Origin of the sequence: uncultured Desulfovibrio sp. (assembly GCF_910584445.1) — a bacterium.
GTDB lineage: Bacteria > Desulfobacterota > Desulfovibrionia > Desulfovibrionales > Desulfovibrionaceae > Desulfovibrio.
In genome coordinates this window covers 28,965-53,052 of sequence record NZ_CAJUBO010000015.1, presented here as the reverse complement: position 1 = coordinate 53,052, position 24,088 = coordinate 28,965, and the positions used below count along the sequence as shown (strand labels likewise).

Annotated in this window: 25 protein-coding genes and 1 other RNA gene; 6 read left to right on the top strand and 20 right to left on the bottom strand. The window is 68.3% G+C overall.

The window, feature by feature from the left end; all coding sequences use genetic code 11:
• Window positions 1–98: 98 nt before the first annotated feature.
• From QZ294_RS08185 to QZ294_RS08170, 4 genes are read left to right on the top strand one after another with little or no spacing between them, the layout of a single operon-like run.
• Entirely contained in the window at window positions 99–1,004 is a 906-nt protein-coding gene (locus tag QZ294_RS08185; protein WP_297048829.1) for a branched-chain amino acid ABC transporter permease, read from the top strand.
• Entirely contained in the window at window positions 1,001–1,951 is a 951-nt protein-coding gene (locus QZ294_RS08180; protein WP_297048826.1) for a branched-chain amino acid ABC transporter permease, read from the top strand. The genes QZ294_RS08185 and QZ294_RS08180 overlap by 4 nt, the downstream gene beginning before the upstream one ends.
• Complete coding sequence (locus QZ294_RS08175) at window positions 1,948–2,718, top strand: ABC transporter ATP-binding protein (protein ID WP_297048825.1); 771 nt, start codon at window positions 1,948–1,950, stop codon at window positions 2,716–2,718. The genes QZ294_RS08180 and QZ294_RS08175 overlap by 4 nt, the downstream gene beginning before the upstream one ends.
• Before the next feature lies 1 nt (window position 2,719).
• Window positions 2,720–3,430, top strand: coding sequence for an ABC transporter ATP-binding protein (locus tag QZ294_RS08170; protein WP_297048823.1), 711 nt, complete (start codon window positions 2,720–2,722; stop codon window positions 3,428–3,430).
• Window positions 3,431–3,457: 27 nt separating this feature from the next.
• Here the strand turns inward: QZ294_RS08170 and QZ294_RS08165 are convergent, their stop codons facing one another.
• From QZ294_RS08165 to hypF, 9 genes are all read right to left on the bottom strand, one after another.
• Complete coding sequence (locus QZ294_RS08165; RefSeq protein WP_297048821.1) at window positions 3,458–4,528, bottom strand: glycosyltransferase family 1 protein; 1,071 nt, start codon at window positions 4,526–4,528, stop codon at window positions 3,458–3,460.
• Between the two features lie 189 nt (window positions 4,529–4,717).
• Complete coding sequence (locus QZ294_RS08160; RefSeq protein WP_297048819.1) at window positions 4,718–5,137, bottom strand: hypothetical protein; 420 nt, start codon at window positions 5,135–5,137, stop codon at window positions 4,718–4,720.
• Between the two features lie 312 nt (window positions 5,138–5,449).
• The gene (locus QZ294_RS08155; protein WP_297048816.1) at window positions 5,450–6,568 is read right to left on the bottom strand and encodes a hypothetical protein; all 1,119 of its coding nucleotides are present in this window, start codon (window positions 6,566–6,568) and stop codon (window positions 5,450–5,452) included.
• Entirely contained in the window at window positions 6,561–7,196 is a 636-nt protein-coding gene (locus QZ294_RS08150; RefSeq protein WP_297048814.1) for an HAD family hydrolase, read from the bottom strand. The genes QZ294_RS08155 and QZ294_RS08150 overlap by 8 nt, the downstream gene beginning before the upstream one ends.
• A gap of 9 nt (window positions 7,197–7,205) precedes the next feature.
• Window positions 7,206–7,862: a DapH/DapD/GlmU-related protein gene (locus QZ294_RS08145; RefSeq protein ID WP_297048812.1), complete on the bottom strand. Its 657-nt coding sequence runs from the start codon at window positions 7,860–7,862 to the stop codon at window positions 7,206–7,208.
• Window positions 7,862–8,641, bottom strand: a complete 780-nt coding sequence (locus QZ294_RS08140; RefSeq protein WP_297048810.1) for a 3-deoxy-manno-octulosonate cytidylyltransferase — start codon at window positions 8,639–8,641, stop codon at window positions 7,862–7,864. The genes QZ294_RS08145 and QZ294_RS08140 overlap by 1 nt, the downstream gene beginning before the upstream one ends.
• Before the next feature lie 46 nt (window positions 8,642–8,687).
• The gene (locus QZ294_RS08135) at window positions 8,688–9,602 is read right to left on the bottom strand and encodes an NAD(P)-dependent oxidoreductase (RefSeq protein WP_297048809.1); all 915 of its coding nucleotides are present in this window, start codon (window positions 9,600–9,602) and stop codon (window positions 8,688–8,690) included.
• Between the two features lie 26 nt (window positions 9,603–9,628).
• Window positions 9,629–10,417, bottom strand: a complete 789-nt coding sequence (locus tag QZ294_RS08130; RefSeq protein ID WP_297048807.1) for an aldolase/citrate lyase family protein — start codon at window positions 10,415–10,417, stop codon at window positions 9,629–9,631.
• Between the two features lie 131 nt (window positions 10,418–10,548).
• Window positions 10,549–12,981, bottom strand: a complete 2,433-nt coding sequence (gene hypF, locus QZ294_RS08125; RefSeq protein ID WP_297048805.1) for a carbamoyltransferase HypF — start codon at window positions 12,979–12,981, stop codon at window positions 10,549–10,551.
• 118 nt (window positions 12,982–13,099) lie between these two features.
• Between hypF and ffs the strand changes: the two genes are divergently transcribed.
• Together ffs and QZ294_RS08115 are read left to right on the top strand one after the other, a co-directional pair.
• Window positions 13,100–13,186: signal recognition particle sRNA small type (gene ffs, locus QZ294_RS08120), an RNA gene on the top strand.
• A gap of 148 nt (window positions 13,187–13,334) precedes the next feature.
• Window positions 13,335–14,600: a malic enzyme-like NAD(P)-binding protein gene (locus tag QZ294_RS08115; RefSeq protein WP_366140553.1), complete on the top strand. Its 1,266-nt coding sequence runs from the start codon at window positions 13,335–13,337 to the stop codon at window positions 14,598–14,600.
• A 115-nt stretch (window positions 14,601–14,715) separates the two neighbouring features.
• On the opposite strand, the gene QZ294_RS08110 is transcribed toward QZ294_RS08115, so the two are convergent.
• The 11 genes from QZ294_RS08110 to QZ294_RS08060 form a co-directional block, all read right to left on the bottom strand.
• The gene (locus QZ294_RS08110; RefSeq protein ID WP_297048801.1) at window positions 14,716–15,159 is read right to left on the bottom strand and encodes a cytochrome c3 family protein; all 444 of its coding nucleotides are present in this window, start codon (window positions 15,157–15,159) and stop codon (window positions 14,716–14,718) included.
• 87 nt (window positions 15,160–15,246) lie between these two features.
• On the bottom strand, window positions 15,247–16,626 hold the full coding sequence (locus QZ294_RS08105) for a sigma-54 dependent transcriptional regulator (RefSeq protein ID WP_297048799.1): 1,380 nt from the start codon (window positions 16,624–16,626) through the stop codon (window positions 15,247–15,249).
• Window positions 16,619–18,091 carry an ATP-binding protein gene (locus tag QZ294_RS08100; protein ID WP_297048850.1) on the bottom strand — a complete coding sequence of 491 codons (1,473 nt, stop codon included), beginning with the start codon at window positions 18,089–18,091 and terminating at the stop codon, window positions 16,619–16,621. The genes QZ294_RS08105 and QZ294_RS08100 overlap by 8 nt, the downstream gene beginning before the upstream one ends.
• Before the next feature lie 66 nt (window positions 18,092–18,157).
• Complete coding sequence (locus QZ294_RS08095) at window positions 18,158–19,504, bottom strand: glucose-6-phosphate isomerase (RefSeq protein WP_297048848.1); 1,347 nt, start codon at window positions 19,502–19,504, stop codon at window positions 18,158–18,160.
• Window positions 19,505–19,567: 63 nt separating this feature from the next.
• Window positions 19,568–19,936, bottom strand: a complete 369-nt coding sequence (locus QZ294_RS08090; RefSeq protein WP_297048798.1) for a hypothetical protein — start codon at window positions 19,934–19,936, stop codon at window positions 19,568–19,570.
• Window positions 19,933–20,493 (bottom strand): YchJ family metal-binding protein, encoded by a 561-nt coding sequence (locus QZ294_RS08085; RefSeq protein WP_297048797.1) that lies wholly within the window; start codon window positions 20,491–20,493, stop codon window positions 19,933–19,935. The genes QZ294_RS08090 and QZ294_RS08085 overlap by 4 nt, the downstream gene beginning before the upstream one ends.
• Before the next feature lie 90 nt (window positions 20,494–20,583).
• Window positions 20,584–21,444: a hypothetical protein gene (locus QZ294_RS08080; protein ID WP_297048795.1), complete on the bottom strand. Its 861-nt coding sequence runs from the start codon at window positions 21,442–21,444 to the stop codon at window positions 20,584–20,586.
• Window positions 21,445–21,461: 17 nt separating this feature from the next.
• Window positions 21,462–21,776 carry a hypothetical protein gene (locus QZ294_RS08075; protein ID WP_297048793.1) on the bottom strand — a complete coding sequence of 105 codons (315 nt, stop codon included), beginning with the start codon at window positions 21,774–21,776 and terminating at the stop codon, window positions 21,462–21,464.
• 104 nt (window positions 21,777–21,880) lie between these two features.
• Entirely contained in the window at window positions 21,881–22,474 is a 594-nt protein-coding gene (locus QZ294_RS08070; RefSeq protein WP_297048790.1) for a DUF4881 domain-containing protein, read from the bottom strand.
• Between the two features lie 12 nt (window positions 22,475–22,486).
• Window positions 22,487–23,551, bottom strand: coding sequence for a sulfite exporter TauE/SafE family protein (locus QZ294_RS08065; RefSeq protein ID WP_297048789.1), 1,065 nt, complete (start codon window positions 23,549–23,551; stop codon window positions 22,487–22,489).
• 18 nt (window positions 23,552–23,569) lie between these two features.
• The gene (locus QZ294_RS08060) at window positions 23,570–23,872 is read right to left on the bottom strand and encodes a DVU0150 family protein (protein WP_297048787.1); all 303 of its coding nucleotides are present in this window, start codon (window positions 23,870–23,872) and stop codon (window positions 23,570–23,572) included.
• Between the last annotated feature and the right edge of the window lie 216 nt (window positions 23,873–24,088).

The following is a 24,088-nucleotide window of genomic DNA, read 5'->3' as shown; positions in this document are numbered from 1 at the left end:
GACCGCCGGGAGCGAAACCCGCGCGTTTTTGCCCGCGGCCATCAGGGTCGCCGCGGACGCGGCGCGACGGGCAGAAACGGGCACCTGACACGCACGTCATGGAACAGTTTTTCCAGCAGCTTCTCAACGGTCTGGCCGTGGGCGGCATCTACGCTCTGGTGGCTCTGGGCTACACCATGGTCTATGGCGTGCTCAAGCTCATCAACTTCGCCCATGGCGACCTGTTCACCATCGGGGCCTATCTGGGCCTCACCCTGCTGGCGAGCTGGAACCTCGCGGGCATCCTGCCGCCGGCCGTGGCCGTGCTGGCAGTCTTCCTCATGGTCGGGCTGCTGGTGGCCCTCATCGGCGTGCTGCTGGAACGCGCGGCCTACCGCCCCCTGCGCGGCGCCAACCGGCTCTCGGCCGTGGTGTCGGCCCTGGGGGCCTCCATCTTTTTCGAAAACGCCATCATGCTCCTTTACGGGGCCAGGGTCTATGTCTATCCCGACTTTCTCCGGCCCGATTTCACGGTCAGCCTCTTCGGCGTGAGCGTGCCCGGCGTGCGCCTGCTCATCCTCGGCGCGAGCGTGGCGCTCATGCTCGCGCTCTCGGCATTCATCCAGCGCACGCGCATGGGCGCCGCCATCCGCGCCACGGCCATCGACCCCGGCGCCGCCCGGCTCATGGGCATCAACGTGGACAGGGTCATCGCCCTGGTCTTCCTCATCGGGCCGGGGCTTGGCGGCATGGCCGGACTCATGGTGGGCATCTATTACGGCCAGATCGACTTCACCATGGGCTGGTCCTACGGACTCAAGGCCTTCACCGCCGCCATCCTTGGCGGCATCGGCAATATCCCGGGCGCCATGCTGGGCGGCCTGCTCCTCGGCGTCACCGAAGCGCTCGCCGCCGGCTATGTCGCCATGGCCTGGAAGGACGCCGTGGCCTTCCTCGTCCTCATCCTCATCCTCATCATCCGTCCCACGGGCATCCTGGGCGAACGCACGGCGGACAAGCTATGAGCCGCCGCGCGCCCCTCTATGTCATCCTCGCCGTGATCATCGCCGGCCTGCCGTTGGCCTGCAACGCCTACTGGACGGACGTGTGCGTCATGATCGGGCTGTATGCCCTGCTCTCGCTCTCGCTGAACGTCATGCTCGGCCAGGCCGGCATCTTCAACATGGGGCACGCGGCCTTTTTCGCCGTGGGCGCCTATGCCACGGCCATTCTCAACACCCAGTGCCAGTGGCCCATCTTTCTCACCATGCTGCCGGCGGGCGCGGCCGCGGGCCTGTTCGCCCTGGCCGTGGCCCGGCCCATCATCCACCTGCGCGGCGACTATCTGCTCATCGTCACCATCGGCATCGTGGAGATCGTGCGTATCGCCCTCATCAACGATATTTTCGGCCTCACGGGCGGCGCCAACGGCATTTTCGGCATTTCGCGGCCGGTGTTTTTCGGTTTCAGGATCGTCAAGGGGCCGCAGTTCTACTATCTTGTCTGGGGCATGGTGGGGGTGAGCCTGCTCCTCTTTTACGGGCTGTGGCGCTCGCGCTTCGGCCGCGCCCTCAATTACATCAAGGAAGACGATGTGGCCGCCGAGGGCTGCGGCGTCAACGTCACGGGCTACAAGCTGGCGGCCTTTACCCTGGGCGCTGTCTGGGCGGGTGTGGCCGGCACGGTCTATGCCGCGAAGATGCTCACCATCGCCCCGGAATCCTTCAACTTCATGGAATCGGTCATTCTTTTCGCCGTGGTCATCCTCTCCGGCGGCAGCCAGGTGGGCGTGCTCGTGAGCGTCTTCCTCTTCATTGGCCTGCCCGAGCTGCTGCGCGAATTTTCCGAAGCCCGGATGCTCATTTTCGGCCTGGCAATGATGATCATGATGATCTGGCGGCCGCAGGGGCTTCTGCCGCCGCTGCCCCGCCGCTACGCCACGCCGCCCGGCCGGGCGGGAGCGCCCTCATGACGCTCCTGGAACTGGAGGACGTGACCAAGGTCTTCGGCGGCCTGGTGGCGGTCAACGATCTTTCCTTCACCGTGGAGGAAGGCAGCGTGGTGGGACTCATCGGTCCCAACGGCGCGGGCAAGACCACGGTCTTCAACTGCATCACCGGCAACTACGCGCCGGAACGCGGGACGATCCGCTTCGCCGGGCGGAACATCACCGGCCTTGCGCCGCACCGCATCGTGGAGCTTGGCATTGCCCGCACGTTCCAGAGCATCCGCCTTTTCGGACGCCTGCCCGTGGTGGAGAACGTGCTTGCCGGCCGCCACTGCCGCATGAAGGCCGGGCTTTTCGCCTGCATGCTCCATACGCCGGGGCAGCGGCGCGAGGAACGCGCGGCCGTGGCCCGCTCCCTGGAAGAACTGGCGTTCGTCGGCCTGGCGGACCAGGCCGAAGCCATGGCCCATGCCCTTTCCTACGGCAACCAGCGCCTGCTGGAGATCGCGCGCGCCCTGGCCTCGGACCCGCGCCTGCTGATCCTCGACGAACCCGCCGGCGGCATGAACGACCAGGAGACCGCGGCCCTGGTGGAACTCATCCGCGCCATTCGCGGCCGGGGCATCACCATCCTGCTCATCGAGCACGACATGCGCCTGGTCATGCAGGTCTGCGAAAAGCTGGTGGTGCTGGAGCATGGCACGCTCATCGCCGAGGGCGACCCGGCGGCCCTGCGCGAGGACCCGGCGGTCATCGAGGCCTATCTCGGCGCGGACGACGAGCGGTGGTGACATGGCACTCCTGACACTCTCCGACATCCGGGTGCGCTACGGCAGCGTGGAGGCCCTGCACGGCATCAATCTCCATGTGGACGAGGGCGAGATCGTTACCATCCTCGGCGCCAACGGCGCGGGCAAGAGTACGACCCTGCTCAGCATCAGCGGCCTGGTGCGCCCCTGTTCGGGCGAGATCCTCTTTGACGGCACGCCCCTCCTGCGCCTGCCGAGCCATGAGGTCGTCGGCCTGGGCATTGCCCAGGCCCCGGAAGGACGGCGCGTTTTCGGCGCCATGAGCGTGCTGGAGAACCTGCGCCTCGGCGCCTTCAGCATCCGCGACCCGGCCCGCAGCGAGCGCACGCTGGAGTGGATCTTCGACCTTTTCCCCCGCCTGCTGGAACGCAAGGGCCAGCTCGCGGGGACCCTCTCTGGCGGGGAGCAGCAGATGCTCGCCATAGGCCGCGCCCTCATGGCCGAACCGCGCCTGCTCCTGCTGGACGAGCCATCCCTCGGCCTGGCGCCGCTGCTCGTGCGCTCCATTTTTGACACCGTGCGCGCCATCAACGAGCGCGGCGTGACGGTGCTCCTGGTGGAGCAGAACGCGCGCGCGGCCCTCAAGCTTGCCACGCGGGGCTATGTGCTGGAGGTCGGCCGCGTGGTCCGCGAGGACACGGCGGCCAATCTCCTCGCCGACGCCGCCGTGCGGGAAGCCTATCTCGGCGGCTGACGGCCGCCCGGCGCGCTGCCTGCCGCGTCACCGCCAATAGCTTTGCTCCTGCCAAAGGCCGAGGAGTTCTTCCCTCTGCCGCGTGGACGAGTACCACCGGGCGGCGGTGATGCCGGCTTCCACGATTTCCACGGCCGTGCCCCCGAGCAGGCGGTCACAGGCTGCCCCGAGCGCCATGGCCGCGCCCCAGACATCGCCATCAGCCGCAAAAAAGCCATTGGCGCCCCAGGGCACCTCCGGCAGGTCGAACCAGGGCCTGAAGCCGCGGGGCAAGGCCTGCCGCATATAGTCCCAGCCACCCATGCCCGAGAAGCCGGCGACCAGGCAACCGCAGGCCATGGCTTCGAGCGGGGGGAGGCCGAACCCTTCGGGAAACCCGGTGGCAAGGAACACATGCGCCGTGCGCAGGACCCCGGCCACATCGGCGGCCGGAAGGTTTTCAATGGGGATCCAGACGGGGGGCTTGCGCCCGGCCCGCGCGACCAGCGACTCGAAGATCCGGCGTATCTGGACGGCGAGGTGCCGGTTTTTCCGCGGCATCCAGGCGATCCGCAGTTCCTCGGCGGGATCGGGCCGCAGCTCCGGCGCCGGGGAAAAGAGTCCGGTATCTATGGCCGGGCGCACTATGGGCGCCGCGAGTCCCAGCGTCTCCCTGACAAAGAGGGCGACCGGGGAGGACACGGCAAACATGCGTAGCCCCAGCTTTTGCCATTCCACAGTTTCCGGCAGGATACCGTGGACAAAAGCCCAGTTCTGGACATAGACGGCGCATCGGCACCGGGCCTGCAGGCCCGGTGCCAGGAGGGCCGGCCAGCCTTCGGGAACTATCCAGCGGTCGCCTGGCGCCAGCGCTGCCGTTTGCAGCGTGAGGACGGGAATGTCGGGCGCGCTCACTCCTGGCGGCATTTCGCCATTGACGACAAAGGCCACGGGCCAGCCGGCAGCGTGCAAATGGGCGGCAAGCTGCGCCATGACGGCCATGCCGCCGGACGGCTTCCGCAGAGGGGGGCAGAAAAAACAGGTACGCACAGGCAGTTCCCGCGGCGAGGGCATGCGGCCCGCAAGGAGGGCGTCTCCGTGACGGCCCCGGGACGCCATGGGCCGCCGCCTGCGCCTGAAGTTTTCCCGGGTGTGATCCGCTTTGCCCGGGACCACAAGCCGGGAAAGCGCACACAGATATGCTTCGGCGGCCGAAGATCACCAGTTTTGGCCGCCGGGGCACACGCCCTTGGGAATCATTTACGGAACGGCCTGGCGAAAATCCGCCGCCAGGCCGTCCGCACTGCGTCAGATCATATCGTCATTGATGCGCTGGTCGCGCTCGCGGAAGCGCTGCTGGAGCATGAGCGGCAGGCTTTCCGGGTCTGTGGGGTCATACTCGAACAAAACGGCGGTGCCGTAACAGGTGAAATATTTGCTCCCGTCGGGATGGAAGGCCACGTTCTCGTTATAGCCCACGATGGCCTGGGCGCCCTTGTTCATGGCGCGGGCGGCCATGCCGAAAAAGGCCTCCTCGGAGTCAAAGCCCCGGCAGCACACAAGGCCCAGCACCTTGGCGATCTTGCGGCCCTCCACCTGATGCGTGGTGACCACAGGAAAACGCCCGGCAAGAAATGCCTCCCGCACGCGCGAATCCGCCGCGGGCGCGCGGCCCTGCTTCTCGGCCTTGCGGGCCTTCTTATCGCTGCCTCCGAGCAAGAAAAACATGGCAACCTCCCAGAAACGCTCTCTCACCGCGTTCGGCGCCTGGCCTCACCGGCATTTCCCCATGAACCGACATCCCCTTGCCTCGCACGGATCGCCCTGGCGACGCCGTGTGTCGCCCTCTCCTTTGCAAAGTCCTTGCCAGATACATAACACGTTGTCATAACAGGAAAGAAGAACAGCCTTCACAAAAAACCGCCTTTGCGCGCTGCAAAAACAGCCGGCCCTGTCAGGTACCTGACAGGGCCGGGACCGCAAGGAAGCGGAACAATGGCGCCGTGGAGAAAAAGCCCTGTGGACGGAGGCGGGATGCCGTCAGCGCGTCCGCAGGCCGTTGGCCGCGCGCGCAAAGGCATTATAGGCCGCGCGGCTGCGCGCGGCCGCCACATTCAGCTCGCGCCGCTGCGGGCCGAAAAAGCCTTCGGCCAGGCCCCGGCCAAGGGCGTCGGCATAGGCCGAGGCCTCCTTGAGGAACGCGCGGTAGCGTCGCTCCAGCTCCGGCGCGGCCGGAAAAGGCGGTTTGCCGGATGCGGCGAGGTCGGCTTCCAGTTCCGCATGGATGCGTTCAAGCTCGGCGCGGGCCGCGGCCTCCCTTTCGTTGCGGGAGGACGCTGTTCCCTCCCCCTGGGTGGCCGTGCCGCTCCCGTTGGCATCTTCCGCGCCCAGGGCGGCGGCTGTCCGCGCAAAACAGGCAAAGATGGACTCCGCCCCCCGGATCTGGCGTTGCAGGGGGTGCTCGCGCAAAAGCGCGGCCTCAGCCGCCGCGGCCCGCGCCCCGACGATTTCCAGCCACGATTTGCGGGCGGCCATGAAGACGGCATGGTCCCCCTCCAGCTTGCGCGCCAGCGCCGTGCCCCTGGCGCCGTCGTCCCGGATGTCGGGATCGGCCACATAGCGTTCCAGCGACCTGTAGCGGCCGAGCAGCGAATCCAGCGCCTTGTCCATGCCGTCAAGGGCGGTGGCGAGGCGCGCCGCCTCCTCCTCGCTGAACAGGCCGGACCCGGGCGTGAGCCGCGCCCTCGCCGCCTCGCGGCTGTCCGCGGGACGTGGCCTGCGCGGCAAGCGCCAGGTCTTGAGGTACAAACGCGCGTTGGCGTAGAGCGCGTCCGGCAGGGCGTAATAGCCTTCTTCCAGGGCGCTCAGGGCCGTATTGTGAAACTCGAGCGCGCGCTCGGCCAGGACCCGCTCTTCCGGGGTCAGGGCCGGTTCCGGCGTGGCCGGGACGGCGTCCGCAACGGCCGCGGGGACCTGCGGGGCGCCGGGAGCGCCGGTCGCGCCGGTCGCGCTCCCGACCGGGGCGGCGGTTTCCCGGGGCGCTCCGTCTCCCCGCCGCGCCGCATCCTCATCATCAGGACCGCAGGCACAGAGGAAAACCGCCACAAGCAGGACGCACGCGCCGCGCGCCAGCCCCCGGAGCGCTCCGCGCTCAGACATGCTCCTCGATCCAGGCATTGAGCCTCCGCAGATCCTCTCCCCACGGGAAGGGACCTCCCTTGAGTTCCGCCCCGACGCCATAAAAGCGCGTGCCCACCTGTTCGGCGGCATCGCGGTCCGTCACGGCGTCGCCCACCATGAGGGCCGCTTCGGGGAGCACGCCGGACCCGCTCACGATGCGCGCCAGAAGTTCGGCCTTGGCCGGCGGCGAGCCATGGATGCCGGTGAAAACATCCGCCAGCCCCCGCTCGGCGAGCACCGCCCGGACCTCCTCCTCCGGCGCGCCGGAGCAGACATAAAGCGGCAGGCGCCCGCGCCAGGTCGCCAGCACGTCGGCGGCGCCGGGGATGAGCGCGCAGCGGCGCACCTCGTCCAGCGCATATTCCGCAAAGCGCTGTCCCCAGGCCTGGGATTCCTCCGGGGTGATCTCCCGGCCGAGCACCTCGCGGAAGAACCAGGCGAACTTGCGGTAGCGGCTCACGCCGCCATGCACCGTATGGTACATGACGAAACGGTCGCGCGCCTCCGGGCCGAAGGGTTCGGCCAGCCGGGCAAAGGCCCGCGTCTTGACGGGCACGCTGTCCAGGATGACGCCGTCGCAGTCAAAAACCAGGCATTCCAGTTTCATGTCTCCGCCTTACCCTTCTTCCTGACCGCGCCGGCCGATGACCTTCGCGGGCACCCCGCCCACAACGGAAAACGGCGCCACATCATGCGTGACGACCGCCCCCGCGCCCACCACCGCCCCGCGGCCGATGCGGACATCGGGCGTGATGACGCAGTTGGCCCCGATCCAGACATCTTCCTCGATGATCACCGTCCCCGGCACATGGCCCTGATGCATGATGGGGACATCCCGCCGGGAAAAGCGGTGATTGGCCGCGCGGATGACCGTGCCAGGCCCGATGGCCGCGCAGCGCCCGATCTCGATGCGGCCGTTGTCCGCGCCCAGATGGACCCCCGGCGAGAGGGACACCTGCTCCGCCAGCGTCAGCTCCCCGTCCTGCGCCGTGAGGATGGAAAACCGCCCGACGCGCACGCCCTTTCCGAACCGCATGTTCCGGCATCCCGCAAGGGTCAGGCCCGTGCCGAACCGCACCGGGCCGCAGGCGGCGAAAAGCGGCCTCCACGCCAGCGTCCGCAGGGCCACGCCCAGAGGCGTGGGGACCCAGCCGAAAAGCGCGATCCAGAACTCTTCCAGAGCGGCGGCAAACCGCGCCGCCGGCCCGGGCGCGGACGGCGCGCCGGAGGGCGAAGGCGCCTGCGCGTTGCCGCCGGCTCCCCCACGCCCCATCAGCGCGCCCTGTCGGCGTAGGCCGCCATGAGGTCATCGCCCTCCATGAGCCGGGCCACGCGGGCGAGATCCTCGGGCGTGTCCACGCTCCAGGTGCGGCAGCTCGTGGGCACCATGCGTACCTTTTCGCCATGCTCCAGGATGCGGAGCATGTCCACGGATTCATAGATCTCCAGCGGGCTTTCCTCCATGGCATTGAAGCGGAGGAGATAGTCGCGCCGGAAGGGGATGATGCAGACCTGCTTGCGCATGGGGACCGTGTCCGCGCCCTTCTTGCGCGAGGGGATGGGTTCGCGCGAAAAATAGAGCGCATCGCCCGCGCGGTCCACCACGACCTTGACCTCGTTGGGGTCCTCGAACTCTTCCACGGTGTCCATTTCCGCCATGAGGTTGACCACATTGACGCCGGGATCGTCCAGGAGCGGACGGACGGCGGCGTCGATCATTTCCGGGCGCACCATGGGTTCGTCGCCCTGGACCATGACCACGATGTCCGCCCGCCTGCCGGTGGCGGACTCGATCTTGAGCAGCGCCTCGGCCGTGCGCGTGGAGCAGCGGACATGATGGTCGCCGGTCATGACGCAGGCGAGGCCCACGCGTTTGCAGTAGTCCTCGATGATGGGATCGCAGGTGGCGACCCAGGTGGAATCGAGCAGCGGACTCATGGCCGTGCGGAAGGCCACATGGCCCACCATGGGCACGTTGCGGATAAGGGCCAGGGGCTTGCCGGGATAGCGGCTGGAGCCCATGCGCGCCGGGATGACGGCAATGATGTTCACAGGCGTGCTCCTTGGAGCGGTTAGAGGGGATCCGGTCGTGGCCGCGTTAATCATCCGTGGGGACGAGATAGCCCCCCTCGGACTGGAGTTCGGGATGCAGGGCGCGATGCTCTTCCTCCATGACGCGGAGGATGCCCTGGCCCAGGTCCACGGTGAGCGGCGGCACGAGCTTGCGCCCCACCTTGGGCATGAAGGCATAGGGCGTGATCTGGTAATGGCCGCTGTTGGGGTCGTTCTGGTATTCGATGACCAGCTCCTTGCCGAGCATCTCGCCAATCATCTTGAACAGGTCGCCCACACGCATGGGCTGGTTGCCGGAGATGATGATGTTCTGGTTGGCGAACTCGGGGGCGAGGATCTCCAGCGTGGCCGTGGAGGCGTCGTCCACATGGACGTATTCGCGCAGGGCCGTGGGCGCGCCGTAATAGGTGATGACGCCCGTTGTCAGCGCCTCGTGGACAAAACGCTCGATGGCGTTGCGCTTGTCGGCGCGCGGCCCGTACAGCGAACCGTAGCGGAGGATGGTGTAGGGCAGCCCGTACATGGCCTGGTAATTCTCGATGTAGATCTCGCAGGACTGCTTGCTGCACCGGTAAAAGCCGCCGGACTTGCCATAGACATAGAGCGAGGAGGCAAAGACATAGCGGAGAGTGCCCGCCCTGCGGCAGGCTTCGAGCGCCATGACATTGCCGAGCACGTTGATCCGCGCCGTATCCACGGGCCGGGCATTGGCCTCGCCGATGTCGGCGATGCCCGCATAGTTGAAGACCATGTCCGCGCCGTCCACGGCCTCGGCCACGGTGCGCTCGTCCAGGATGGAGCCGGTCAGCATCCGCTGGTCGGGCCGCAGCCAGGGCGAGGGATGGATGTCGACGATGGTCACGGCATGCCCGGCATCCGAGAGCTTGTCGCAAATATGCGAACCGAGAAAGCCCGAGCCGCCGAAAACAGTGATGCGCACGGCAGTTCCTCCTTGCGCGCGTGGGATCAGGCGCCGGCCGGACGTTCGGACCCGCGCCAGAGAAAGACCGTGTCGATGCCGTAGGCGATGAAGCGGCAGCCCGCCGCGATCTCCCGCGCCAGCGCCGCCGGGTCCGGCTGGACGATATGCAGGCCCATGCGGGCGTGGGCGCGGGCGCAGGCCGCCTTGATGCGCTCCATGGCCGCCAGAAAGTCCGGGTGCCCAAACTGCCCCGTCAGCCCCATGCTGCCCGAAAGGTCATAGGGACCCACCATGATGGCGTCCAGGCGCGGATGGGCGAGGATGGCGTCAAGCTCGTCCACGGCGCGGATATGTTCGATCTGGGCCACGAGAAAGAGCTTCGGCGCGCGGCCTTCCCGGTAGGCGTCGAAGGCCTTGCCAAACACATTGGCCCGGCAATAGCCCACGCCCCGGTATTCCGGGGCCGTCTCGCCGGCGGCGCGCCACCCGTCCTGACCGGGGTAGGTGGCGAGGTCGATGGCCCGGTCGAGCTGGGCGCGGCTCTCGATCATGGGAAAGATCAGCCCCTGGGCGCCGGCCTCCAGCGCGGCCTTGATCCAGGTCTTGGAGGCCTCGGGGAGCCGCGCGAAAGGCGCCGCGCCGCCGCACTCCACGGCGCGGAAGATGTCCGGCAGGTCTCCCGGCCCGAAGGAGCCGTGCTCCAGGTCCGCGGCCACCCAGTCGTAACCCGCGCGGGCCATGAGTTCCGCCACATCCGGCGAGGGGAACTGGAGCCAGGTGCCCACCGTGGGCCTGTCGTCCGCGAGCAGGGCGCGGATGCCGTCAATATCCATGGATTGCCGCCTTTCAGGTTTTCATGACGAACACGGATGCCGCCGCGGAAAAGCATAGCGCGAGGCGGAGTGCCGCGCAACTGCCGCGCCCCGGGGACAGCGCGGCAGCCCCGACGCTCTCCGGGAACGGGTCATCGCGCTTCCGGTCCGCGCGCCCCGGCGCCGGCGCGCAGCATCCGCTGGCCCCACACGGCCTGCCCCAGGGCGAGGCCGCCGTCGCCGGGCGGCACAAGCGCATGGCTGAGCGGCACAAGGTCCCCTGCCGCCAGCTCCGCCGGCAGCCACGCCGCCAGAAGCAGATTCAGGAAGGAGCCGCCCGAAAGCCCCACCGCGCGCAGGCCGAGCCGCCGGGCCGCCCCCCGGGCCATGGCCGCGAAACCGCGCGCAAGGCTCGCGTGGAAACGGGCCGCGGCCTCGCCGACGGGCATCCCCTCGCGCCGGGCATGCAGGACGGCGGCGAACAGGGCCGTGCCGTCCAGTTCCAGCAGGCCGCTGTCCGCTTCCCGCAGCGGCACCTCCCAGGGCGCGGGCATGGCGCCCCCCCGGCCCGCGAGCCACGCGCCGGCCGCCCGCTCCAGCCGGATGGCCGCCTGTCCCTCATAGGTGATGGCCTGACACAGGCCAAGGGCGGCGCTCACGGCGTCAAACAGGCGGCCGCAGCTTGAAGTGCGCGGGCAGTTGAACGATCGGGCGAGCATGGCGTCCACGGCGGCCACGGCCTGCGCCGGGGGCGCGGCCTCCCCGTCCCGCCCTGGCCCAGGCGTCCATGTCATATCCGCCGCGCGCGCAAGGCCGCGGGCGATGCGCCACGGCTCGCGGATGGCGGCCTCCCCGCCCGGCAGGGCAAACGGCGCAAGGCGGCCGAGCCGCCGCCACTCCGGGACGCGCAGGTCCATGAACAGCAGCTCGCCGCCCCAGATGGTGCCGTCCGTGCCGAGACCCGTGCCGTCAAGGCAGAGCGCCAGCGCCGGTCCGCCGTGTCCGTGCTCGGCGAGCACCGCCGCGGCATGCGCCGCGTGGTGCTGGAGGCGGAAAAGCGGCAGGCCCTCGCGCCGTGCCCGTGCCTCGGCGCGGCGGCTGGAAGGAAAATCCGGGTGCAGGTCGCAGACCAGGGCCTTGGGGCGCACTTCCAGCAGGGCCTCGAGGCGCGCGGCGGCTTCGTCATAAAAACCGAGCGTGGCCGGAGCGTCCAGGTCGCCGATGTGCTGGCCCATGAAGGCTTCGCGCCCGCGCGTGAGGCAGAAGGTCACCTTGAGTCCGCCCCCGGCGCCGAAGACGCAGGGAAGCTCCCGCGCCGTGGCGTCCAGAAATTCCGGCAGGGCCACCGGGCGCGGCACATAGCCCCGGGCGCGGCGCACGGGGATGGGGGCGCTCCCGGCGGGCGTTTCCGGCACGAGCGCCACGCTGTCGTCCACGCGCACGAGGATGTCGCGGTCATGGAGCAGCCAGGCGTCGGTCAGCGGCGCAAGCCGGGCGAGCGCCTCGCGGTTGCCCAGGCACAGCGGTTCGCCGTGGGGATTGCCCGAGGTCGCCACCAGGAGCGGCGCGGCTTCCCCATGGGCGGCCAGCCAGTCGCAGAGCGCCGCGTGCAGCGGCGTATAGGGCAGCATGAGTCCCACGGTGCCGCTGTCCGGGGCAAGGAGCGCGGGCAGGGCCGCTTCTGCCGGAAGGTCCTCCCGGCGCGGGCAGATGACGATGGGCTTTTCCGGACCCGAGAGCAGGGAGGCGGCTTGCGGGCTGATGCGGCAGACCCCGGCGGCCGCCGCAAGATCGGCCGCCATGACGGCAAGCGCCTTGTGCGGCCGCAGCTTGCGGGCGCGCACCGTTGCCACGGCGCGGGCATCGCGCGCGTTGCACAGGAGCTGGAAGCCGCCCAGACCCTTGAGGGCGAGGATGCCGCCGTCCAGCAGGAGCCGCCCGGCGCGGGCCAGGGCGTCCGCCCGGTTTTCCGGCGTCGGCCCGGTGCCCTCCCCCCCGCGCGCGGCGGTGGCCGCATCCACATACCAGAGGCGCGGCCCGCACTCCGGGCAGGCGATGGGCTGGGCATGGAAGCGCCTGTCCGCCGGGTCGGCGTATTCGGCGGCGCAGGCCGGGCAAAGCGGAAAACAGGCCATGCTGGTCACGGCCCTGTCGTACGGAATGGAGCGGGTGATGGTGAAGCGCGGGCCGCAGTTGGTGCAGTTGGTGAAGACATAGCCGAAACGACGGTCGGCGGGGTCGCGCATTTCGGCCAGGCAGTCCTCGCAGACCGCCACATCCGGGCTTACCAGAACGGTATGTCCGGCGCGGCCCTCGCTTTCGAGGATGCGGAACTCCGTCTCGCCGGGCACGGGCGCAAGCTCCGCTTCGTCCAGGCCGGCCAGTTGCGCCAGGGGCGGCAATTCCGCCCGCAGGCGGCGGCCGAAGGCGGCTATGGCCGCGGGCGCGCCCTGGACCTCGATACGCACGCCGTCGGCGGTATTGCGTACCGAGCCGGAAAGGCCGCCCTCCCGCGCGAGCCGCCAGACAAAGGGCCGGAAACCCACGCCCTGCACCTGACCCGAGGCCGTGAATGCCCGGCGCATGGCAGGCTCGTGGTGGAAAGGTCCATGCTCCATGCGTGGAGCATACCGCAAAACCGGAAACAACGCCACGCCGTGCGCGTCGATTGACAGGCGGCGGCAGAGCGGCTAAAGGTGGACGCAAGCCGGACGGCGGCAGTTCCCGCCAACCCCGTCAGGTCCGAAAGGAAGCAGCGGCAACGGGGGCTGCCGGGTGTCCGGCCCACTGACGACGCGAGGCGCGGGGACGCGCTTCGCGTCGTCCGCGCTTGCCGCGCGCCAAACCGCCGGCACGATGCCGCAGCAGCGCGCGCCGCCGGGATCGCCCCGCCATGCGCGCACGCGCCACCCCCAACCAAGGAGCGCCCATGTCCCGCATCAGGAATCTCCGCGAGGAAGCCCTCGCCATGCACAAGGATCTGCAAGGCAAAATCGGCATCCATGTCAAGCCGCCCGTGCGTGACGCCGACGACCTGACCCTTGCCTATTCCCCCGGCGTCGCCGAACCCTGCATGGAGATCCACCGCGACCCGGGCAGCCTGGATACCTACACCAACCACGCCAACTTCGTCTGCGTGGTCTCCAATGGCACGGCCGTGCTCGGCCTGGGCGACATCGGCGCGGCAGCGGCCCTGCCCGTCATGGAGGGCAAGGCCCTGCTCTTCAAGACCTTCGGGGATGTGGACGCCTTCCCCATCTGCGTGGACACCAAGGATACGCAGCGCATCATCGAGACCATCGAGCTTATGGGACCGACCTTCGGCGGCGTCAACCTTGAGGACATCAAGGCCCCGGAATGCTTCATCATCGAGGACGGACTCAAGGCGCGCGGCAAGTTCAGGGGTCCCATCTTCCATGACGACCAGCACGGCACCGCGGTGGTGACCCTGGCCGGGCTGCTCAATGCCCTCAAGGTGGTGGGCAAGCGGCTGGAAGACATCACGGTGGTGACCAGCGGCGCGGGCGCGGCGGGCATCGCCATCATCCGCCTGCTCATGGCCGTGGGCCTGAAAAACGTCATCATGTGCGATTCGCGCGGCGCCATCTGGGAGGGACGGCGCGAGGGCATGAACCCGTGGAAGGAGGACATCGCGCGCCGCACCAACCCGGAAAAGGTCAAGGGCGGCCTGGCCGAAGCCATCCGGGGCGCGGACGTCTTCATCGGCGTTTCCGCGCCGGATACCCTCACGGAAGCGATGATCCGCTCCATGGCCGCCAGGCCCATCGTCTTTGCCCAGGCCAATCCCATCCCGGAGATCTGGCCCATCCAGCGCGCGCGGGACGCGGGGGCGGCGGTGGTAGCCACGGGCCGCTCCGACTGCCCCAACCAGATCAACAATATCCTCGCCTTCCCCGGCATCTTCCGGGGGGCGCTGGACGTCCGCGCCACGGACATCAACGACGCCATGAAGATCGCGGCCGCGCGCGCCCTGGCGGGGCTGGTGCCCGCGGACAGGCTCGGACCCGAAATGATCATCCCCTCTTCCTTCGACCCCGAGGTGGCGCCCACGGTGGCGGCGGCCACGGCCAAAGCAGCCATGGACGCGGGCATTGCCCGCAACCCCATGGACCCGGCCGAAGTGGCCGAAAACCTGCGCCGCAGGCTGGCCCGGCAGAAGGCCGCCTGCGCCTGCGAGGCGTAGGAAAAGAAAAAGGGACGAACGCATGCGGGGCGGCGCGCCCCGCAGCCCGTCCGATGCCCGTTTCCGGGGCTGCCGAGCGTATCGGCAGCCCCGCTGTTTTTGAAAACCCCGCCGGCTACTTGCCGGACCCGGCCTTTTCCGCCGTTTCCGCCGCCAGCCTGCGGCCCTGCGGCGTCATGTGACAGGGCTGGCAGCCCTTGAAATTCGGATACTTCCCCGCCAGCTTCTTGTGGCAGCCATAGCAGGAGCGGTCGGTATCCGGCGCATGGTAGGCCATGTAGACGCTCATGGGATCGCGTTCGGCAGGCCCGGCGAGGGAATGGCATTCCTCGTTGGTGCAGGCGGCGTAGCGCTTGCCCGGCAGACCCTCGTGGTGGCAGACGCGGCAGGCCACGTTCCTGTGCGAGCTGTGATTGAAGGTCACGAACATCCTGGGCGACTTGCCCGCGTTCAGCTCCATGGGCTTGTCCAGGTCCAGGAGGTTCCTGCCGTGCGCGCCCGGAGCCGCGGCTCCGAGCGCCAGAACAAGGGCGCAAAGCCCGACGCAGAGAGGATTCATGTTCGCTCCTCGGCTAGAAGGTTTCAGCGCGGGCGCCAGCTCCCGCTGTCGCCAGAGCGGCATGGATACTTTCGGTGCCCAACCGCTCTAATGCCCCGTGATGGCGTATTTCTTGAGCTTGTACTGGAGCAGGCTCTTGGAAATGCCCAGATACTCCGCCGCCTTGACCTGCACAAGATCCGCGCGCACCAGGGCGCGGCGGATGAGGGCGGCCTCGATCTTCTCCAGCGTGTCCGCCAGGTCGAGCTGAACGGGCAAAAGATCCACAGCGCTCTTGAACTGCGCTTCCTCGTCGCGGATCTCGGCGGGCAGGTCGTCCACGCCGATGGTCGCGCCCGGCACGAGCACAAGGCAGCTTTCGACCACATTCTCCAGCTGGCGGATATTGCCCGGCCATTCATAGCCCGTCAGGTAATTGAGCGCCTCGGTGCTGAAGGTCTTGGCGGGCAGGTTGTCATCCGCGCAGACCTTTTCCACGAAATGCGCCACCAGGAGCGGAATGTCCTCGCGGCGTTCGCGCAGGGGCGGCAGCGGGATCTGCACCACATTGAGCCGGTAGAAGAGGTCATCGCGAAACGCCCCGCGCTCCACCAGCGCGGCCAGGTCCTTGTTGCTGGCGGCCACCACGCGGATGTCCACCTCTATCTCCTCGCCGCCGCCCACGCGCTCGAACTTCCGCTCCTGCAGGACGCGGAGGAGCTTGACCTGGAGATCCGGCGTGAGTTCGGCCACTTCATCCAGAAAGAGCGTGCCGCCGTCCGCCTGCTCGAAACGCCCGCGCCGCATGGCGACGGCGCCCGTGAACGAGCCTTTTTCGTGCCCGAAAAGCTCGCTCTCGAGCACGCCGGGGTTGAGGGCCATGCAGTTGACGGAAATGAAGGGCTTGTCCTTGCGCGGGCTTGCATAGTGGATGGCCCGGGCCACCAGTTCCTTGCCGGTGCCCGATTCGCCGCTGATGAGCACCGTGGAACGGCTCGGCGCCGCCCGTTCCACCATGACGAGCACATCGCGGATGGCCTTGCTGCGCCCCACGATCTGGTGGATGCCGTAGCGGTTCTCCATGGCCTCCTGGAGCAGGCGGTACTGGCGGTGCGCGCGCGCCAGCTCCACGGCATTGTGGATGGAGAGCAGAAGCTCGTCGTTGGAAAAGGGCTTGGTGATATAGTCGAACGCGCCGTATTTCATGACATCCACGGCGCTTTCGATGGAGCCGAAGGCCGTCATGATGAGCACGGGTACATGCGGCCATGCCTTTTTCACCCGCTGGAGCACCTCGCGGCCGCTCACCCGGGGCATCTTCATGTCCGTCACCACCACGTCCACCTCGCTCTCCTCCAGAAAGGCGAGCGCGGTCTCGGGATCGCTGATGGCCGTGACCGTATAGCCCTCGTCCTCCAGCAGGGTCTGGAGGACGAGGAGATAGTTCTTCTCGTCGTCAATGACGAGGATATGCGCCTTTTCACTCATGCCGCGTCTCCCCGGTGGTCGTGGCGGGCAGGATCACCCGCACGAGCGCCCCGCCCCGGTCCCCGTTTTCAAGCTCGATGCGGCCGCCATGGCCCACGATGATGGACTGGACGATGGGCAGCCCGAGTCCGGTGCCGCCCTCCTTGGTGGTGAAGAACGGGTCCAGCAGGCTGGACACGGTGGCCGGGTCAAAACCCGGCCCGGAGTCAAGAAACTCCAGCGCCACTTCGGGCTGCCCGGCATGGCCGTCCTGGGCTTCCGGCGACTCGCGGCGGCGCCCCCGCACCAGGATGGTGCCCGGGCCGTCCATGGCCTGCTGTCCGTTCACGAGGATATTGTAAAAGGCGCGGTACAGCAAATCCTTGTCGCCGCGCACGAAAAGCTCCGGCGCGAGGTCGCGCTCCACCGTGACGCCCCGGCGGCTGAACTCCCCTTCCAGAAAGGCCAGCGCCTGGTCGAGCACCAGGCCGACATCCACCAGATCGTCGCGGGGCTGGCGGGGGCGGGCATAGTCGAGAAAATCGTTGACGGTCTGCGAAAGGCGCACGGCCTCGTCGTAAATGGCGCCGAGGATGCGCGAGGTGCCCGCATCCGTGGTGGCGGTGCGGCGCTGGAGCAGCTCCGCGCTGGAACGGATGATGCCAAGCGGATTGCGGATCTCGTGGGCGATGCTCGCCACCACCCGGCCCATGCTCACCAGCCGCTCGTTGCTGTGGAGTTCGTTTTCGAGCTGGCGGTTCTTCTGCATGCGCTCGGCCAGGATGCGCTCGGCCCGCTGGATGAGCAGGTGGAGCACCCCGAAGAGCAGCACGGACGAAAGCAGGCACATGACCACGATGATGCCCTGAAAGGCAAGCACGCGCTCGTAGTCGTCGGTGATGTCCTGGGTGAGTTCCAGGGCGCCCATGACCGGGACCTTGTGGTCCGGTCCCATGGGTTCGCCCTTGAGGGGATACAGCACGCGCAGGACAAAGGTGCCTTCCTTGAGCGGCACGCGGAAGGGCGCCTGCCACGCCGGAATGCTCGAGACGATCTCCGAGCTGCCGGCCGAGCCTTCCAGCACGTCATCCACGTTGGGCGGCGCCAGCCCGGCGCGGCCCAGGTCCTCCTTGTCGCTGGAATACGCCACGCGCCGGGTGAAGTCATAAATGCGCAGGCGCTCCACCGGCAGGCCTTCGATGACCGAACGCACCACCCGGTCAAGATGCTCGTACTGGGTGGGCTGGCGCAGGGCGATGCGCCCGTTGGCGAGGATGGTGGGCAGGGCGAAGCGGCGGTAGATCTGGCTGTTGAGATTCTCCACGAGCTGGCGCGCGAAATCCTCCTGCCGGCGCAGCAGGGTCTCGCGCACCGAGCTGGAAATGAAAAAGGAAAGCCCCAGGCTCGACAGCAGGATAAAGAGCAGCGAAAGCCACGAGAGCGTGCGCGCGTAGCTCAGCGGCAGCCGCTCGGCGGCGGCGCTCACGCGGCGCTCCGCCTCTTCGGTGGCGGCGCTTTCCGCCTGCTGCCCGGCCTGGGGCGTCCCCACGGCCTAGAACGCCTGCCGTTCTTCGGGCACCGCCAGGAAGGCGCCCAGGTCCGCCGCCTCCTGCACATAGCCTGTGGCGCCGAGGCGCGTGTTGGCGATGCGCTTGCCCAGCTCCACGGCCGGCTGATCCACGGGATTGATGCCCATGAGCCAGCCGGTGAAAATGGTGGCCGCCTCCAGCAGCATCATGAGCGAACCCGCCGCATGCTCGCGCAGGTTGCCCATGTGGACATGCACGAGGGGCACGCCGCTCTTGCACAGCGCCATGCGCGTGCCCAGGGCCTCGGCGTCGAGCAGGCTGTCAAACGCCTTGCCGCGCAGCCAGGCCCACTGGTCCGGCAGGTCCTGCCCGAACAGCCGCCCGGAACGCGGCTGCCCGCCCGTGAGGAAAAGGCAGCCCTTGTTGCGCGGCCCGTCAAGGAACATCTGGTTCACCGAATGCTGGTCGGTCACGCCCGTTGCGGGCACGGGCAGGCTGCCCTTGCCGTCCTTGCCGAGGCTCTCGGCCCAGAGCTGGGCGAACCACTGGCCGTAGGCCGCCCACTGCGGGATGTAGCAGAAAAAGATGAGCTGGCTGTAGTCCCGCTCTTCCAGCGCCCGCGCCCAGCAGGCCAGGGAAAAGGCGGGATGCCGGGCAATGTTCGCGGGGTCGTCCAGCAGGGGCCGCGCCACCGATGCCGCGCCGTCAAGCAGCGCGCGCCAGTCGATGCCGATGAAGCCGGCGGGCAAAAGACCCACGGCGGAGAGGGCCGAATAGCGCCCCCCCAGATAGTCCGGCACTTCCAGCGCATCCAGCGATCTGGCGGCCGCCTCCTGGCGGAGATAGCCCTTGCGCTCGTCGGTCACGACCACCATATGCCCCGGCCAGGCGTCGCCCAGGGCCTTCTCGAGCCACGCGCGCACGAGGAAATACTGGGCCAGGGTCTCGATGGTGCCGCCGGACTTGCTGATGCAGACCACCACGGTCTCTTCCGGTTTGAGCTTGCCGAGCAGGGCCTCGAACTGTTCGGCGCAGACATTGTCCGCGATCCAGAGCCACGGACCCGCATAGCCGGGACCGTCCTGCCCGGGCGCGAAGGCCCGCTGCATGGCGCGCGCGCCCAGGGCCGAACCGCCGATGCCGAGGACGAGCATGTGCCGGAACGGTTTGAGCCGCTCGAGCAGGGGCGGCAGCGCCGCCTCCAGGCGGGCGCGGTAGGGCATGTTCAGGAAGGGCATCTCGCCGGCGGCAACACCCGCCCGGAGCCGTTCGGCCAGTTCCGGCGCGCGCCCGGCGAGCGCCTTGCCGTCAGCCGGGTCCAGACGCCCCATCCAGGCCCGCGACCACTCAAGGTAACTGGAATGCTCCATTTCAGTCGTCATGGCGTTTCCTCCCGCTACGCGCGTTACGCCCCATGCCGGGGCGGACATGGCTCAGGCCAGGGGCAGATCGAGTTCCCTGGGTGCGAAAAACCGCCGGCGCACCAGTCTGTAGGTGCGCGGCCGGACACCGAAACGATAGGACCAGAGCGGGCAATCCTCCCGCGCGGCGCAGGCGCGCACCTCGCCCCGGCTGCCCGCGCAGGCCAGGCACTGGCGCCGGATCGCCCGCAGGATGGCCCGCGGCGCGGCCCCGGCAGCCCCTTCTCCGGCTCCGGCGGCGTCGGGGGGCAGGCGCCAGTCCCACAGGGGACACGCCGCATCCGCGCACCGGCGCACGGCTTTTGGAGACGCGCCCTGACAGTCCAGGCAAAACCGCCGGGCCGCCAGGGGAATGCTCCGGGCGGACGCCCGCTCCCTCATGCCGCGTCTCCGGCCGCGCGTCCGCAGCATTTCTTGTATTTTTTGCCGCTGCCGCACGGGCACGGGTCGTTGCGGCCGACCTTGGGACCCTCCCGGCGGTAGGCCGCGGGCCGCAATGGCGCCCCGTCCACATAGTACAGCCTGCCCTCCCTGCGGAGAAAGGCGCTGCGCTCGCCTATCTGGCGCACCACGCCGTCAAGCTCGTACAGGGCATGAAATTCCACGATATCCGCCGTTTCCGGCTCCCGCGCGTCCACGCAGGCGCCCACATCGAGCCGCAGCCAGCGCACGCCCCGGCACTGTTCGGCCAGGGAGGAGGCATCCACCTCCGCCCGCGCGTCGGGATGGGTCGTTGCCACGAGCCAGTCATACCGGGCCAGGGCATAGGCGGTATAGCGCGAACGCATGAGGGCTTCGGCCGTCTCCGGCCATGCCCCGCCGTCAAGATAGCGGCCGCAGCACGCCGCATAGGCCGCCCCGCTGCCGCAGGGACAGGCGTCATCGGAAGGGGGAGTGACGGGACCGGAAGATGGGGTTCGCGTCCGGGCGCGGGACATGAGGCACCGCCTTCGGTTTGCCGCCGACACCGCGTCGGCCCCCGAAGCATAGCCCATGGCGCGCGTGCGGGCAAGGGCGCGGCCCTGCGGTCAGGAGCGGGCGGCGAGCCCCGCGTCGGGAGCCACCGAGGGCGGGCGGAGGCAGACAAGGCTCCCGTGCGGGGGCGCCTGCGCGTCCAGCAGGGTCAGTTCCAGACTTCCCTTGCGCAGATGCTCCACCCGGGCCTCGCCGATGATGTTCCCCGCAGGGTCCAGCACCATGCGCACGCTGCCGGGCCGCGGCGCGAGCGGACCCGCCGCGAGGCACCAGATCCGCCATGTCCCGTCGGCGCGGCCCACGCGGTAAATCTCGCTGCAGCCCATGCCCGCGAGCAGGCGCGCATGGCGGCGGCCGAACGCATAGGTCGCCGCGCCCAGGAGCACGCCGAAACCGCCGCAGAACGTCGCCAGCAGAAAGGGATTCGCCCCGAACCAGCGCCGGAGGACGGAGAGGGAACCGGCGCGCTGCGCGGCGGCATCTTCCCGGATGACGAGCGTATAGTTCTGGGCGGCCTGGCCCAGCGCTCCCCTGAAGCTCACGCGCAGGCCATACCTGCCCGGCGCCGCTTCAGGCTCGGCGCGAACTTCGCCGCGCCACATGCCGTTGCCGAACCAGTAGCCGGTGAAAAAGCCTTCCAGCGTGAAACGCAGGGGCGCGTCCGGCGGCGTGAAGCGCGCCACGAGGTCGCTGGTGACGGGATTCTTGAGCGCGGCCGGGCCGGAAACGGTCGCGGCCTCGCCGGGCAGCAGTTCCAGTTGATTGGTGCCCGCGCGCATTTCCGCGAGCAGCCCGTCGATCAGCCCCACGAGGGCCACGGCGAGCAGAAGACCGCTGATCAGGCCAAGACGGTGCTGGCGCGCCCGGGCCAGGGCCGCGCTCCGCCAGAGGCGGGGGTCGAACCGCGAACGCATGGGCCGGGTACCGCGCCTCAGCGCGCCGGCGCCATGCGCGCCGCGTCGTCCAGGACACGCCAGCGCACAAGCTGCGGACCGCGGCGCGGCAGTTCCACCAGACTCTCGAATTCAGCGGGAAAATGACGCCGGATGCGGCGCGTGAGCACAAAGGCCGCGCCCCAGACCGGAATGGTGATGCCGAAAAACCATGCACAGAACACGGCTTCCGAAGGCCAGGTGGAAAATTGCGCGGCCTGGCGCATGGCAAGAAAAACCGCGCCCACCATGAGCACATTGGCGACGATGCGGACCACGCCGGCGTAGAGCGACTGCTTGTAGCTGTTGTTCATGCGCCCCCCGCGCGCGGTCGTCTGTTCCGGGGCGCCGAAGCGGCGCCCCGGTCGTTTCCGGTCCGCGCGGGGCGGGCATCCCGGCCCCGCGCGGATATACGCACCTACTTGGTGAAGATGCTCGTCCTGGAGACGTTCATGAAGCGGATGGCCTGGCTCTTGTTCTCATTGCGGAAGGCAATGCGGACCTCGTCACCGGCCGTCCAGGTATAGGCGGGCATGTCCAGGGCCTCGGCGGGCACCTTGAAGGTCACGAGCGACTGGAGCCTGGGCGAGTACACCGTGACCGTGCCGGCCGCGCGGTCCACCATGGGGAACTTCTTCCCGGCCACGCGGGCGTCCTTGGGCAGAACTTCCTTTTCCACCTTGGTGTATTCCACGGGCATTTCCTTGACCTTCTGGTCCTGCGGGTCATAGTAGAGGATCATGCCCTTGTCGATCTCGAGCATGAGGCGGCCGCCGGGCGTCGGGGCCGGACCCATGTCACGGGGATCGGTGGGCAGTTTGAAGGTATGGACGCCCCCGCTGTAATGCGGATTGTGCTGATCCAGGGTGGTATCCACCACCAGGGTCACGGTATTGGCGGCCTGATCGTAGGCCACGCAGCGCCCCTGCTCCACGCCGCCGTCAAAATCGCAGGCGGCCAGGGCGAAGGAGAGGGCCACCACCAGCGCAAGCAGCAAACTCCGAATTTTCATGGCTTTCTCCTCCTAGTTGCCGGCGGCCTGTTGCTTCTTGGCGGCCAATTCCGCCTTGGCGCCCTGCACCATGCGCACGGCGATGTAAATGGAGATGGCGCTCACGAAGCCGAGCACTTCCACGGTAGCCAACGGGCCGAGCAGCCAGCCCCAGGACGGGAATTCGGCCTGGAGGAGCTTGAGCACAACGGACATGAGGCAGCCGAGCACGGCGAGGCCGAAGACGAAACGGATGCCGTAGCCCTTGACGTACTTGGTGGCGACCACGCCGATCTGGGCGCCGATGGCCGCGCCGCAGAGCATGATCAGGGCGGCCATGAGTTCCACGCGGCCCTTGTAGGCGTAGGAAGCCGTGCCGTAAAGGCCGGAAATCGCCACTTCAAAGAGGTCGGTGCCCACGGCGAGGTGGGTCGGGCAGCCCACGAGGTACACGAGGGCGGGCATGCGGATCAGGCCGCCGCCGATGCCGAGGATGCCGGCGAGCCAGCCGGTGAACAGGCTGACGATGATGGGCAGCCACGCGGAACAGGTGATGCCCGCGTTCTTGAAATGCACCACCGGCGGAATGCGGATGGCCTGGAGCTTGCTGGCCCAGTCCACGCCCACGGCGGCCTTGTCCAGTTCCTTGTGCTGGGCCTGGGCCTCGCGCTCCTTCTTGCGGCGCAGCAGGACGTCATGGAAGACGAGCCACGCCAGCAGGATGAGCAGGACCACATAGAGCCAGCGGACGACCTTGTCCACCGAGCCGATGCGTTCGAGCCACATGACCATCTGGGCGCCGATTTCCACGCCGACCACCGTGCCGATGAGCATGGTGATGCCGAGCAGATAGTCCACATTGCCGAACTTTCCGTGGCGCATGGTGGAGATGAGCGATTTGCCCGCCATCTGGGCAACGTCCGTGCCAATGGCGAACGCCATGGGGAAACCGAGGATATTCAGGCCGGGCGTGACCATCCACGCGCCGCCCAGGCCGAAGAAACCACCGATGATGCCCACGCCGAGACCGAGGATGATCAGGCCGGGCCAGAAAATGGAGACGCCGGAAATGGGCATCAAGATATACAGCCAGTCCATGAGTGCCTCCTTTCCGGGCTACTTTTCCGCGAGTTCGCGGTGTTTGAGGTCAATGCCGATATGCGACATGACGATATCTGCCAGCCAGCCGAGGATGCAGCCGACGATGGGGATGATGACCATGGTCATGATGGCGAACAGGAAATGGCTCTCATTATACATTTCCGCCCACCAGTAAAGGATCCCGTCCAGCTTTCGCGTGTCGGCCACAATGACGACGTCGGCTTTTTTCTTCGCGGCAAGGGCAATTGACGGCATCAGGGCGGGCAGGACAAGCGCGCAGCCCAAGATCCAGGTCCACAGTCGGCGCAATTTCCTCATGACATCCTCCAGCGGAAAAGGGAATCCAAGGAATGGAGGCATGCGGCCACAGGACCGGCATGCTGGTCTCGCGCCCGTGCGGGGAACTGTGCGAAGCGCGGCGACATCCATTCTGCCAAAAAATCCTAAGCCTGGTGCCTGTGTTATACGCGGATGTGAAAATAATGGCAAGCCCCCCTGTCACACTTCCCTGCCCTGGCGGAGCGCCGGCGGCGG

Coding starts and splice junctions, on each gene's coding strand:
- QZ294_RS08065 (WP_297048789.1), bottom strand. CDS start 23,551: ATGGACTGGCTGTATATCTTGATGCCCATTTCCGGCGTCTCCATTTTC.
- QZ294_RS08085 (WP_297048797.1), bottom strand. CDS start 20,493: ATGTCCCGCGCCCGGACGCGAACCCCATCTTCCGGTCCCGTCACTCCC.
- QZ294_RS08110 (WP_297048801.1), bottom strand. CDS start 15,159: ATGAATCCTCTCTGCGTCGGGCTTTGCGCCCTTGTTCTGGCGCTCGGA.
- QZ294_RS08070 (WP_297048790.1), bottom strand. CDS start 22,474: ATGAAAATTCGGAGTTTGCTGCTTGCGCTGGTGGTGGCCCTCTCCTTC.
- QZ294_RS08155 (WP_297048816.1), bottom strand. CDS start 6,568: ATGTCTGAGCGCGGAGCGCTCCGGGGGCTGGCGCGCGGCGCGTGCGTC.
- QZ294_RS08160 (WP_297048819.1), bottom strand. CDS start 5,137: ATGTTTTTCTTGCTCGGAGGCAGCGATAAGAAGGCCCGCAAGGCCGAG.
- QZ294_RS08170 (WP_297048823.1), top strand. CDS start 2,720: ATGGCACTCCTGACACTCTCCGACATCCGGGTGCGCTACGGCAGCGTG.
- QZ294_RS08175 (WP_297048825.1), top strand. CDS start 1,948: ATGACGCTCCTGGAACTGGAGGACGTGACCAAGGTCTTCGGCGGCCTG.
- QZ294_RS08105 (WP_297048799.1), bottom strand. CDS start 16,626: ATGAGTGAAAAGGCGCATATCCTCGTCATTGACGACGAGAAGAACTAT.
- QZ294_RS08150 (WP_297048814.1), bottom strand. CDS start 7,196: ATGAAACTGGAATGCCTGGTTTTTGACTGCGACGGCGTCATCCTGGAC.
- QZ294_RS08130 (WP_297048807.1), bottom strand. CDS start 10,417: ATGGATATTGACGGCATCCGCGCCCTGCTCGCGGACGACAGGCCCACG.
- QZ294_RS08185 (WP_297048829.1), top strand. CDS start 99: ATGGAACAGTTTTTCCAGCAGCTTCTCAACGGTCTGGCCGTGGGCGGC.
- QZ294_RS08095 (WP_297048848.1), bottom strand. CDS start 19,504: ATGGAGCATTCCAGTTACCTTGAGTGGTCGCGGGCCTGGATGGGGCGT.
- hypF (WP_297048805.1), bottom strand. CDS start 12,981: ATGCGCCGGGCATTCACGGCCTCGGGTCAGGTGCAGGGCGTGGGTTTC.
- QZ294_RS08060 (WP_297048787.1), bottom strand. CDS start 23,872: ATGAGGAAATTGCGCCGACTGTGGACCTGGATCTTGGGCTGCGCGCTT.
- QZ294_RS08075 (WP_297048793.1), bottom strand. CDS start 21,776: ATGAACAACAGCTACAAGCAGTCGCTCTACGCCGGCGTGGTCCGCATC.
- QZ294_RS08145 (WP_297048812.1), bottom strand. CDS start 7,862: ATGGGGCGTGGGGGAGCCGGCGGCAACGCGCAGGCGCCTTCGCCCTCC.
- QZ294_RS08165 (WP_297048821.1), bottom strand. CDS start 4,528: ATGGCGTCCCGGGGCCGTCACGGAGACGCCCTCCTTGCGGGCCGCATG.
- QZ294_RS08080 (WP_297048795.1), bottom strand. CDS start 21,444: ATGCGTTCGCGGTTCGACCCCCGCCTCTGGCGGAGCGCGGCCCTGGCC.
- QZ294_RS08180 (WP_297048826.1), top strand. CDS start 1,001: ATGAGCCGCCGCGCGCCCCTCTATGTCATCCTCGCCGTGATCATCGCC.
- QZ294_RS08090 (WP_297048798.1), bottom strand. CDS start 19,936: ATGAGGGAGCGGGCGTCCGCCCGGAGCATTCCCCTGGCGGCCCGGCGG.